Origin of the sequence: Paenibacillus terrigena DSM 21567 (genome assembly GCF_000374845.1) — a bacterium.
In the GTDB taxonomy this organism is placed as follows: domain Bacteria; phylum Bacillota; class Bacilli; order Paenibacillales; family Paenibacillaceae; genus Paenibacillus_K; species Paenibacillus_K terrigena.
The window spans coordinates 170,980-184,063 of the sequence record NZ_KB895420.1; the positions used below are offsets into that span (position 1 = coordinate 170,980).

Below are 13,084 nucleotides of genomic sequence, written 5' to 3' on the forward strand. Positions count from 1 at the left end.
GCTGAAATGCATGATGTGTATGAGCAGCTGTAAGGAGGGCAACATACCTCCATTTTTAATAGATTGGGAGAATACATAGGGGGAATCGAATGTATGAGTTTAAAGTCAATGAAGCACAGAAATGCTGGGCAGAAAGGGATGGGGCGACAACCGAGTATGAAAAGTAGGTTGAGCTTAATTCTCGTGATAGGTCTCTTATTTCCGCTTGTAAGTATGCTGATTATGCCTGGGACAGCGCAGGCTGCGACTGCTGCGACTGCTGTGATCAAAGAACAGAGCGCGATATCTACAGGGCAATTAACGAATGTTGCATTTGGAAATGGAAAATTCGTTGCCATAGGGATGAATCGAAGTATCTCGACATCTACCAAGGGGGTGGATTGGAAGATTGTAAATCGGAACACCAATGATCCGACTTTGACAACCATTACGTTTGCGAATGGGAAGTTTGTTGCGATTGATGGTACGACGAGCAACATTTATACTTCTGCAGATGGAGAAACTTGGAGCAGTAAGGACATCGGTTATGTACCTATGAAGCTCAAAATGGTGAAAAGCAAGATCGACCCCGACCCTAATGTAGCCGAGATTGATACATTCTTCGCATGGCGTTCGGATTATGTACAGGGTACGAATCCGCCAGCCTACAAAGCTCGGTTGGAATACTCGCTAGACGGTAGTACGTGGAAGAATACCAACATTACCTCTACCGATCATATCATGGGGATGCAGTCTATAACGGATATTGCTTATGATGCGCTGAATAAAAGAAATGTTGTATCTGGGTTAAATACGACGTTCTATTATTCTTCAAATTTATCTTCATGGACGACGGTTACACTAACCCAGCTTGTCATCAACGAATTCAATTCGATGTGGCCTTATATGAACAATGTGACCTATTTGAAAAACATGTTCTTCACGTATGCAGCGGCCTTCCAGAAGAAGATGTTCACTTCAACGGACGGGAAAAATTGGTCTGTGAATACATCTTGGGATAACAACCCGATTTATAGTGGCGCAGAAGTGGGACCGGTAGGGAATCGCCAATATGTATTGCTTGGAGATCAAGGGAGAATCTATTATACGAGTAATCCTACGCCGCAACTCAAAGATTGGAGTGTTAGCGATACGAAGACATCCATGATGTTCGACAATATCGTATACGACGACGTTAATGAAATTTACATTGCTTCCGGGTACGAAGGCATGGTCGTGTCATCGGATCTTAAGAATTGGAAGCTTCTAACGGGCAGCCTCAAAGGTGTTGTAGATGATGGGAAGGGCACGTATGTTGAGATTGCGAACAATGGTTCTTTTGGAACGATCTATCAATCTACGAATGCTAAAGATTGGAACGAAGTTACGCCCTCGCGGATTCCTGGCCTAAATGCAGTTAACTACGGGAATGGGCAATTTGTTGCCGTGTCAGGAACGGGCAATGATGGAAAAGCGAAGATACTATCTTCCAATGACGGAGTCGTGTGGGGGGAAGCGAACAGCCTTAATGAGTCTTTAACAGGCGTTGCTGTTGGCGCAGGGAAATATGTCATGGTCTCTGATTATGGGACGATTTATAGCACAGCAGACGTGAGTGCGGCAGACAAGAGTGCCTGGTCGAAATATACGAATGTGGACTATGGCTTCAATACGGTTACCTATCTGAATAATCAATTTATCGCGTTAGGGACGAAATATGATAGCAACTATAATATTGTGAAAATTGTGGTTGCTCGATCATCAGATGGAGAGACGTGGGGCACACCGCTTGAGGTTGCTGCTCCGGATTCCATCATGACGGGTATTGCTTATAGCGGAAGTCAGTATGTCATGGTAGGTCAGAATCCATCTACAGGCAAAGGGATCATTTACAAATCAGCAGATTTGACGACATGGAATCCGATTTCTGTGAATGCTGATAGTCTGAATGACGTTGCCTACGGCAATGGGAGTTTCCTGGCAGTAGGTAATGCTGGAGAAATGATGTCGTCACCCGATGGAACGACATGGAACGAGGAAGCTTCGAATTCAGCATCCAATTTGAATGGCGTTGCTTATGATCGTGTGAACTTCAACATTGCAGGTAGTAATATGACGAGAATGACCGTTTCCTTAGGTCCACCTGCAGGCGCGCAGAGTGCCACAGCTGCAGCTGCGACTTTGACACCGACAGCAGGTCAAGATGATGAGATCACATTGACGGTGCTAGATTCGGCAGGCCATACAGACGCTGCTTTTGACGGTAATAAAAATGTAACGATAACAGGTGCACAGCCTGCGCCTGATAGGACGTATGGCAGCTTCCATGGAACGCCGTTAGCGGCAGTACCTAGTGCGGTATCTGTAAATTTTGTGGATGGTGTCGCGAAAGTACAATTGAAGTTGAATTCTGCTGCTATTCAGAGCATCGGATTCCAGATCGAGGGCGTGGCTGCTCATGCGACGAATGCATTGAACATGGCACCTGTCGCAGGCAGCGCAGCATCGATGAAGCTGACGCAAGATATCACAGCACCATCAGAGAATGGCGGAGCCTTTGCGAAGCAGCCTGTGGTGACCTTATTGGATGCATTTGGCAACCCATGCAATAACGATAATAGCACTGTCGTAGCTGTATCGAAGAAGGATGCAGGGGCGTGGATGCTGACAGGAACTTTGAACGGAATAGCAGCTGCGGGGGTAGTAACGTTCACAGATCTTGGTGCGACGAATGATGAGGGCGTCACTGGCGCGCAATTGCAATTCAAGGCAGCAGGCTTGCCTGATGCTGTGAGCGCAGTCGTGAATCTTCCGGCACCTGCGGGGGCGCAGAACGTAACCGCGGTGGCTAAGGATGTCAATCCAGGCGTTGGTGTGGATAATGATATTACTTTAACGGTACGCAATTCCCTAAATAAAACAGATGCAACTTTTAACGGAGCGCATGACGTAACAGTGACGGGATATGTGCAAGCGCCGAATGGTTCGTATGGAAGTCTAGACAGCAAGAATCTAACCGCCACAAGTAGCACGGCTTCTGTTAGTTTCGCGGGTGGTGTTGCACATGTGAAGTTGGCATTGAACAAAGTAGAAGCACAGATGATCCAACTCAGCGTTGCAGATGTCGCAGTATCGAGTGCGAATACGATCAGTATAACGCCAGTCGCAGGCAATGCAGTCTCGATGAAGCTAAGCCGAGATGTGACCGCACCGACCTTAAATGGTGCAGTTTTTGCACAACAGCCTGTATTAGAGTTACTCGATAAATACGGCAACATCAGCACGAATGATAATAGCACAGTAGTAACGGCATCTCAGAAGGATGCAGGTTCGTGGGCTTTGACAGGCGACACTACCGTTACTGCAAAAGCTGGGATCGTGAATTTCAACAATCTTGGTGCGACGAATGATGAAGACGTCACCGGCGCACAGCTGCAATTCCAAGCGGCGGGTATGTCCGATGTGATGAGCACAGTTGTGAATCTGCCGGCACCAGCAGGGGCACAGAGCGTGACTGCTGCAGCTAACAACATCAATCCAACCGTAGGGACAGATGTAGAAATCACATTAACGGTATTAAATTCGTTAGGACATACGGACAAGACATTTAATGGTGCACAGGATGTCATTGTGACAGGTTACCAGCAAGCACCAGATCAATCGTATGGAAGTTTCAAGGCAACGGATCTGACCGCGTCGCCTAGCACAGTCCGCGTGACTTTTGTGGATGGTGTTGCAAAAGCTGACTTGAAGTTAAACAAATCAGATGCGCAGACGATTGACTTCCGCATCACTAGCGTTGCGAAACCGGATACGAATTCGCTTGTCCTGACACTGGTTGCAGGCAACACAGCATCCATGGAGTTGACGAAGGATGTTGCTGCCCCGGCAAGCAATGGTGGCGCATTTGCGACACAACCAGTCGTAACACTCTATGATAAGTACGGCAACGTGAACGTTGGCGATAACAGCACCGTCGTGACCGCATCGATTAAGGATGCAGGTGCGTGGAAGCTGACAGGTACAATGGCAGCGACAGCGCAAGCGGGTATTGTTACGTTCTCGGGACTTGGCGCAACGAATGCCGCCGAAGTCATTGGAGCACAATTGGCATTCAATGCGGGGGCTATGCCTGAAATATTAAGTGCAGCAGTAGATCTTCCATGGCCTTCGCTTACAGCACCTAGCATTGAGTCCGTGACAGCAGGCGACGGACATGTTCTTTTACAATGGAGTGCGATGTACGGATCCGTCAGTTATGCCGTCTATCAGAGCACCGATGCAGGCGTTTATGATCAGGAGCTTGCGATCGTTGACAGCTCCGTTACGAACTATGATGCGGTAGGGCTAACCAATGGAACAACGTATCATTTCGTGGTCAAAGCAATTAACCCTGGGGGCATCAGTACAGCGTCCAATGAAGTTAGCGCAACGCCGCAAGTGCCAGCACCGGGTGCACCGATTCTACAACCAGCTGTAGCAGGGGATATGCAAATCCATTTGGATTGGAGTCCAGTAGACGGCTCGACAGGCTATAAAGTGTATCAAAGCCAAACACCAGGCGTATACGATACGGAAGTCGCTTCCGTTACAGGCACGGTATACAGCTATGATGTCACGGGACTGAAGAACGGGGAGTCCTACAATTTCGTTGTTAAGGCGACGAATCCAGGCGGGGATAGTGCGGCATCTAATGAAGTTAGTGCGAAGCCTCGGACGATTCCGGGAGCACCTACGGATGTTAAGGCGATAGCAGGGAATGGTCAAGCAACCATCACCTTCAAGGCACCAATAGATGACGGAGGAAGTTCTTTTACGGGTTATGAAGTGACGGTGTCACCGGGCAATGTCGTTGTAGCGGGTTTGAACAGTCCGATTACCATCACAGGGCTTGTGAATGGGACGACTTATACGTTCACAGTCCAAGCTATGAATAGTGCAGGTAAAAGTGCTGCTTCGCCAATATCGAATCCGGTAATACCGGCAGCGCCTGCGAGTGGTGGAGGAAACAACGATGGAGGAAGCTCCTCTTCCCAGCCAAGTACGCCTGCCCCATCAAACAATCTCGTGGATGTACTTATTAACGGCAAGGCGATTCATATTGGTAAAGTAACGAAGAAACAAGTGAATGGACAGACCGTCACAACAGTGACATTGGATCAGAAGAAGCTGGAGGAGATGATGGCGTCGGAAGGGCATGGGGCGGTTATCGTGATCCCAATATTCAATTCCGATGTTGCGATTAGTGAGTTGAATGGTCAACTTCTTCAAATGTTAGAAAAGGCAGGAGTTACCTTAACCCTCCAGTCGGAGAAGGGATCTTATACGATCTCCGCTAAGCAACTCGGAATGAATCAGTTAGCCAAACGATTTGGGAAAGATGTTGTGCTTCAAGATATGAAAGTGCAGATCAAAATAGCCGTACCAAGCGCTGATACATTGAAAAAGATACAACAAGTGGCGAGCAAAGGGGCATTTACACTGGTAGCAACACCGCTCCAATTTACAGTCAAAGCGTTCTATGGAAGCAAGAGCGTAGAATTGTCTCAATTTGATAGCTATGTGGAGCGGACAATTGTTCTATCTGACGTCGCAGATACGAATCGGATCACGACTGCTATTGTGATTGAAGAAGACGGCAGCGTACGTCATGTGCCAACGAAAATTGTGCGTAAGGATGGCAAGGTTGTTGCGATCATCCATAGTCTTACGAATAGCACGTATGCTGTCATCTGGCATCCGGTTGAATTCATGGATGTGGCACAGCATTGGGCGAAAGACGCGATTACCGATATGGGATCACGGATGGTGGTCCGGGGCGATGATGAAGGTCGATTCAATCCTGATCAAAAGATTACACGGGCAGAGTTCGCTGCGATGCTCGTTCGTGGATTAGGCTTAAAACTTGAAGGCGGCGAATCGGCATTCAAGGATGTGTTGGTGTCGGATTGGTACCAGGGAGTGATTCAGACGGCTTATGCCTACCATTTAATCAATGGCTATGAAGACGGACAGTTCCGTCCGATGGACCAAATCACAAGAGAACAAGCGATGGTTATGATTGCGCAAGCGATGAAGCTTACCACGCAAAGCACGAACTTGCCAAAACCTTCGAATGAAGAAATTCTACGTGTCTTTGAAGATAAGAATCAAGCCTCTGCTTGGGCAGTGAACGGCATTGTAGAGAGTGTGCAGGCAGGAGTCGTCTCCGGCCGCAGCGCTACACAGCTTGCACCGCAAGCAACCATTACAAGAGCAGAAGTTGCGGTTATGCTTGAACGACTTCTTCAGAAGTCTGAACTCATCTAATAATAGGGGTTATCCTTTGCGTTAAGCGCAAAGGGTAACCTTTTTTCTATGTACAGGGAAAATAAGGTTAGCTGCACCTATCACTGCATCAACGAATGCATAAGTGAGGGAATATTAGTCAAATTTTTCGTAATTTCTCGAAAACGTAGTACAATAGTGTCATACATACATCAATCACGATGAGGAGGATTTCAATTCCCATGAGTTACGAAACATATTTCCAAACCAATAGAGAAAAGCATCTAAGCCAACTGCAAGAGTGGCTCTCGATTCCGAGTATTTCCGCATTATCCGCGCATAAAGAAGATGTGAACCGCGCAGCCGAATGGCTTGCCAACCACCTGAAAGAAATCGGACTTGAGCATGTAGAGGTTCATCAGACGAACGGTCATCCGATCATTACAGCCGATCATCTGCATGCGCCGGGCAAACCAACCATTCTGGTCTATGGTCACTATGACGTTCAACCGGTCGACCCTCTGAACTTGTGGACAACACCACCATTCGAACCAGCGATTCGTGACGGCAAGTTATATGCACGTGGTGCAACGGATGATAAAGGGCAGTTGTTCTTACATGTGAAGGCAATTGAAGCGATTCTGAATCAAGAGAAGCAACTTCCAGTTAACATTAAGCTCTGTATCGAAGGGGAAGAGGAGATTTCGAGCGCAAGTCTGCCGCCTTTCTTGGAAGCGAATCGGGAGAAGCTGGCTGCGGATGCGATCCTCATCTCGGATACATCCTTGATGGAACCGGGCAAACCAGCGATCAGCACAGGACTTCGTGGACTTTGTTCCCTAGAGGTAGCTGTGAACACGGCGAATACGGATCTTCATTCCGGTACTTATGGTGGCGGCGTACCGAACGCGCTTCACGCGATCGTGTCATTGCTGGCAACCCTGCATGATGAGCAAGGCCGCGTCGCGGTAGAAGGCTTCTACGAAGGTGTGCCAGAGCTATCGGCATTGATGCGCGAGGAGTTTGCGAAGCAAGGGATGAATGAAGATGCACTTACGAAATCGCTCGGTCTCGATACGCTATATGGTGAAGAAGGCTACACGTTCGTGGAGCGCGTTGGCGCAAGACCGACGCTTGAGCTGAACGGTGTCTACGGTGGATTCCAAGGGGAGGGGACGAAGACCGTCATCCCGAAGGAAGCGCATGCGAAGATTACTTGCCGATTGGTGGGCGATCAAGACCCTCAGGACATGCTCACTAAAATTAGAAAACATCTGAACGCACACATTCAACCGGGCGCAACGCTAACGATTACCGATGGTGAGAAAGCTCGCGCATTTAATATCGATCCGACGGATCGCGTGCTGCAAGTTGCTGCGGATGCTTATGGCACAATCTATGGAACTCGCGCGTTGTTCACGAAGGATGGGGGATCCATCCCGATTGTGGAGACATTCTCCCGTGTGCTCGAAGCGCCGGTCGTGATGATGGGCTTTGGCTTGCCGGATGAGAACCTGCATGCACCGAATGAACATTTTAACCTCGAGAATTTCGATAAAGGTCTACTCACCATTGTTGAATTTTTGAAAACAGTCTAATCGATAACGAAGCCGCCTTGGAGAAATCCGGGCGGTTTTTTGCAGGCTCAACAGGAGCGAAGTTACAAGATTACATTCCATCCAACCAATGTTATAATTAGAACATACATTCGAGTCGGTTGACGACCTTTGAGGTGTTCAAATTCTAATGACGAATCACAATCATGAAGTGAAATTTGCAGAAATAGAGATCGGCCAAGGGGAGACGCAGAGCTCGGGGCTTTCAATACCGTCGCGCCCACAGACATCTGCGATCGAACAAGGATCGAAGAATCAGGAAACAACGGCACCCGTAGCGATCCAAGAAGCGAAGAATTACCCTACGGGGGAGCAGCGATTTCTGGAGCGGGCGAGACAGATGGAGCACCATGTTGAAGCGGAGGTGCCGTTCGTTCCTTTTATGACGTACTGGCCGACGTATGCCAATATGAATGAATCGCAGGTCAAGTGGTACTATTATTGGCGGAACGAGGTGCGAAGCGGGAGGTATCCTGAGTCGGATTTATCGTATATTTTTCTCTACATCTATGAATTGATTAATGGCGTAGGCTGGCAGGAGCCCATGGAAGGGTACCGGGCATTGCTTGCGTTATGGGATGCATACCGAGCCCAATATGCGAAGCTTAACTTCTATATCGTGGACTGGGTGTCGGACTTCGTGCTCGTACATCGGCTGGATGTTTCTTTTCAAGACATCATGCGTCGCTCGACGTACGGCTTGAATGGGGAGCTGCTCGATCTGGAATTGATGCGTGGACTGCATGCGGAACCGGTTGACGTCTCCTGGGATATGCTGCAGAAGCTGTCCAATTATAATGTGCAGCAGAGCAAGTTCTATTTGGGCGACGGTCAGGTTCATATGGAAGCTTATGTTCCGCGCGTGGTCGCCCTTGTTGACGCTTATTATCGGAAGACACAGGGACGCAGACTGATTGAGATGTTTCAGCCGGGCAAAGAAGTGCAGCGAGAGCGATATCTATTCGGTAGTGCGGTGTATGATACGTCGTTATATGGCCGAACGTTCACGGTCCATGCCGTTCAGATCAGCGAGCATAAGCTTTTTCGGGATTTCATAAGCCAGTTGATTCGGTATTGCGAGAATCAGCTGCGTGATTTATGCGGCTATAAAGGGAAGTTGAGAGGCGTACGAATCGACGCAGCACTAGAACCATTGATTACTCGGGCGCTGCAGACGGAATTCGAACGGCAGGCTGCCATAGAGCGAGTGGAGTCAGAGGTGCAGATCGATACGAATCGATTGCTGCAATTGCAGCGCGATTCCGATCATGTGCGTGAATTGCTGACGGTAGAGGAGGAGACGGTTCAGGAGTCGGATCGCGTATCGGTGGGTGAGACGAAGGTGGCGATAGAACCGTTGAATGTCGATACAACGCAGCGTGAGGTTTCTAACTGTGTTGAGCCGTTGGATCAGATTTCAACCGCAGCCCCTGAACCAACGGGCAGCGAGCATCTGGATGATAGTTGGCAAGCTTTCCAAGCAGCATTGACACCTGCTTATCGTGCGGCTTTATCAGCCTTGGTTCAAGGGATGTGGGATACGGAAATGTTCATGATCGCACGTGAACATAGCACGATGCCGGCACTCTTGATTGATGGTATGAATGAATTGGCGATGGAGACGATTGGGGATTTGATCGTGGATGGTGATGTCCTCGTTGATGAATATATCGATATGCTTAAGAATCTATTAGGGTAAGGTGATGAAATGCAAGAGATTAGAATCCCGAGGCGTGTCACAACAGCGCTGGTCAATTCCTTAACGGCAGGTGTCGTGCCGCGTATTGGGCTAGAGCACGTAGCGGTCGGACGCAAACCGGAGATCGAGGCGATTCTATCGGATCTGGATAATATCGCAGAGGGCGGGGCAGCGTTCCGCATTATCTCAGGCCGTTACGGAAGCGGCAAGAGCTTCCTGCTGCAGACGATCCGTAACTATGCGATGGATCGTAACTTCGTGGTCGCGGACGGTGATTTATCACCAGAGCGGCGGCTCGTCGGTACAAAAGGCCAAGGTCTGGCTACTTATCGTGAGCTCATGATGAACTTGTCTACGCGTACGAGACCTGACGGCGGGGCACTCGAGACGGTGCTGCAACGATGGTTCGGTGCACTTCAACAGCAAGTCATGCAGGAGAAAGGTCTCGCGATGGATGATCCCGCATTGAATGTCGAAGTGGAGCAGCGCATCGTCCACGTCACGAACGAGATGCAGAATATGGTGCACGGGTTTGATTTTGCTCGCGTGCTATCGGCATATTGGAATGGATATCGCATGAGTGACGATGAGCAGAAACAATCGGCTATGCGCTGGCTGCGCGGCGAATACCCTACGAAGACAGAGGCGAAGCAAGCGCTGGGCGTGGGTGTTATTATCGATGACGACAATTGGTACGATTATATGAAGTTATGGTCGGAGTTCACCGCGAAAATCGGTTATGCAGGATTGCTCCTATTCATCGATGAGGGCGTCAATTTGTACAAAATATCGAATAGCATTTCCCGTACGAGCAACTACGAAAAATTGCTGACGATGTTCAACGATACAATGCAGGGCAAAGCAGAGCATCTCGGCATCTATCTGGGCGGCACGCCGCAGTTCGTGGAGGACCAGCGTCGGGGCTTGTACAGCTATGAAGCATTACGTTCCCGCCTGATTGAAGGTCGATATGCGAAAGACAAATTACGTAATTACGCGGGGCCGATTCTGAAGTTGGACATGCTGTCCTATGAGGAAATCCTGATTCTCTTGCAGCGATTAAGACAAATTCATGCCCTGCATTTCGGTTACACGCCGTCAGTCACCGATAATCAGATGATCGCCTTCATGAAGTTAGCCGTCGGCAGACTCGGGGCAGACGAGCTCTTAACGACGCGTGAGATCGTGCGCGATTTCCTGGATCTGCTGCATACGCTCCATCAGCATCCGGACAGTATCTTCGAAGTATTGCTCGGTGAACGTCATGTGCAGCCGGCCGCAGCGAATCCCGATGAAGTCGATGACTTCTTGGCGGAGTTCGAGCTATGAGTGATCATCCATTCTATCGGCTGGCACCGTTCATTCAAGAATATATTTATCGGAAAAGATGGGACACGCTGCGCGAAGCACAGGTCGAAGCGTGCCGGGTGTTATTCGATACGCCGAATCATCTGCTCATCGCATCTGGGACCGCATCCGGGAAGACGGAAGCAGCGTTCTTCCCGGCACTAACGGAACTGCATAATCAGCCGTCACAATCGGTCGGCATTCTCTATATCGGGCCGCTCAAAGCGCTCATTAACGATCAATTCGAACGGCTGAAGGAACTGCTTCAAGAAGCACATATCCCGGTCTGGCATTGGCATGGCGACGTTCCACAGTCAGAGAAAACCAAGCTTGTACGGGATCCTTCAGGTGTTCTTCAGATTACGCCGGAATCGCTCGAAGGGCTCTTAATGAATAAGCCGAACGCCATCCCAGCCTTATTCCATGATCTCAGGTACATCATCATCGATGAAGTCCATGCCTTCATGGGCGCAGATCGCGGGATGCAGGTGCTCAGCGAGATCGCTCGGATTGAACGTATGGCTGGCTGCAGACCAAGACGAATCGGACTGTCCGCCACCCTGAGTGATTATGCTACGGCATCTGAATGGCTTCGCGCGGGCTCAGCAGATGGCGTTGAAGTGGTTGCCCCCCAAGGAGGACGTAAGCTTCGCTTATCCATTGAGCATTTCTCATTCCCCAGCGCAAGGGATGAAGAGCAGGCGGAGCAGCTTGCGAATGCAAGCCGTGCTTATTTCGATTACATTTACGATCATACGCGGCTGAAGAAAGCACTCGTCTTCACGAATAGCCGCTCCGACGCAGAGCTCGCAACCCTTGAGTTACGACGCACGGCGGCAAGACGGCAGGAGCCGGATGTGTTCCATGTGCATCACGGCAGCATCTCTGCCATGCTGCGAGAAGAAGCGGAAGCAGCGCTGAGGACAGGCCATGGGCCAGCCGTGGCGATGGCGACGGTGACGCTCGAACTCGGGATTGACCTTGGCGAGCTGGAGCGGGTGGTGCAGCTGGAATCGCCGAGCAGCTGCTCAAGCTTCGTGCAGAGGCTCGGTCGATCCGGGCGGCGCGGCGATATGCCTTCGGAGATGATGTTCGTGATTCCCGAAGAGGAGGACGAGCAGGCGCAGCTGCCCGCACGGATGCCTTGGACGCTGATGCGAGCCATTGCCATCATCGAGTTGTATGTACGGCACAAGTGGGTGGAGCCGCTCAGCCTTCGGAAGAAGCCGGTCGGACTGCTGTATCATCAGACGATGAGCGTCTTGAAGAGCATGGGGGAAGCGGAGCCGAAGGACCTCGCGCGAATGATTTTGTCGTTGCCCCCATTCCAGTATATTTCACCGGATGAATATCAGCAGTTTCTGCAATATTTGCTACAGACCGATCACTTGCAGCGGACCGAAGTGGGTGGCCTGATTATAGGGCTGACGGGGGAGAAGACCGTAAATAACTACAGATTCTACGCGGTCTTCCAAGATGACGAAGAGTATGTCGTCTATAACGGCTCGGAAGAGATCGGCTCCATTACGACGGTGCCACCTCCCGAATATTGCTTCTCACTTGCCGGGAAGCTGTGGAAGGTCATCGAGATTGATCGTAAACACAAGGCAGTCTATGTGAAGCCATCGCTGGGCAAAGTAGATACGTTATGGCTCGGAGGCAGAGGGGACATTCATACGGAAGTGATGCGCAAAATGAAAGATGTGCTAACGGACGATACGATCTATCCGTATCTTGCTCCGCGTGCCGTGAATCGTCTGGAACGTGCGCGGCGACTCGCTCGTGAGAGCGGCTTGCTGGAGAAGACCGTCATCCCCGCAGGCGGAGACTCGATGTTCATCCTGCCATGGATCGGTACGAAGCCATTCCGTACGTTGGAGAGGCTGGTGAAGCATAGACTGGCAGATCGGCTTTCGCTACGTTCGATCGTACCGATGGAGCCGTATTATATGGTCATCTCGGGGCGAGCCGATGCAGAGAATCTTCTGGCAGAAATTCAGGCTGAATGTACGCACGATGTGGACCCGATGGGACTGCTGAAACCCGATGAGTCGCCTTATCTAGGCAAATATGATGAATTTGTCTTACCTGAACTGGTTCGCTTGGCATTTGCTGAGGATGGACTGGATTTGGAAGGACTGCGCGCGGCACTGCGTGCGCAAGAATAGGTAGTCAT

The 13,084-nt window shown here is 49.9% G+C and carries 5 protein-coding genes; all 5 read left to right on the forward strand.

Translation table 11 applies throughout. The features are described from left to right. Nucleotides 1–156: 156 nt before the first annotated feature. Nucleotides 157–6,288: an S-layer homology domain-containing protein gene (locus C558_RS32795; RefSeq protein ID WP_211220792.1), complete on the forward strand. Its 6,132-nt coding sequence runs from the start codon at nt 157–159 to the stop codon at nt 6,286–6,288. Nucleotides 6,289–6,488: 200 nt separating this feature from the next. Then, a complete protein-coding gene (locus C558_RS0122570; RefSeq protein ID WP_018758580.1) occupies nt 6,489–7,844 on the forward strand; it encodes a dipeptidase in 1,356 nt (451 codons plus the stop codon). A 148-nt stretch (nt 7,845–7,992) separates the two neighbouring features. Further along, nucleotides 7,993–9,561, forward strand: coding sequence for a TerB N-terminal domain-containing protein (locus C558_RS31725; protein ID WP_018758581.1), 1,569 nt, complete (start codon nt 7,993–7,995; stop codon nt 9,559–9,561). Nucleotides 9,562–9,570: 9 nt separating this feature from the next. After that, nucleotides 9,571–10,890 (forward strand): ATP-binding protein, encoded by a 1,320-nt coding sequence (locus tag C558_RS0122580; RefSeq protein ID WP_018758582.1) that lies wholly within the window; start codon nt 9,571–9,573, stop codon nt 10,888–10,890. After that, nucleotides 10,887–13,076, forward strand: a complete 2,190-nt coding sequence (locus C558_RS0122585) for a DEAD/DEAH box helicase (protein WP_018758583.1) — start codon at nt 10,887–10,889, stop codon at nt 13,074–13,076. Before C558_RS0122580 ends, C558_RS0122585 begins: the two co-directional genes overlap by 4 nt. The last annotated feature ends 8 nt before the right edge of the window (nt 13,077–13,084 follow it).

What these genes read in the sequence shown, in the direction of transcription:
- C558_RS31725 (WP_018758581.1), top strand. Translation starts at nt 7,993, where the DNA reads ATGACGAATCACAATCATGAAGTGAAATTTGCAGAAATAGAGATCGGC.
- C558_RS32795 (WP_211220792.1), top strand. Translation starts at nt 157, where the DNA reads ATGAAAAGTAGGTTGAGCTTAATTCTCGTGATAGGTCTCTTATTTCCG.
- C558_RS0122580 (WP_018758582.1), top strand. Translation starts at nt 9,571, where the DNA reads ATGCAAGAGATTAGAATCCCGAGGCGTGTCACAACAGCGCTGGTCAAT.
- C558_RS0122570 (WP_018758580.1), top strand. Translation starts at nt 6,489, where the DNA reads ATGAGTTACGAAACATATTTCCAAACCAATAGAGAAAAGCATCTAAGC.
- C558_RS0122585 (WP_018758583.1), top strand. Translation starts at nt 10,887, where the DNA reads ATGAGTGATCATCCATTCTATCGGCTGGCACCGTTCATTCAAGAATAT.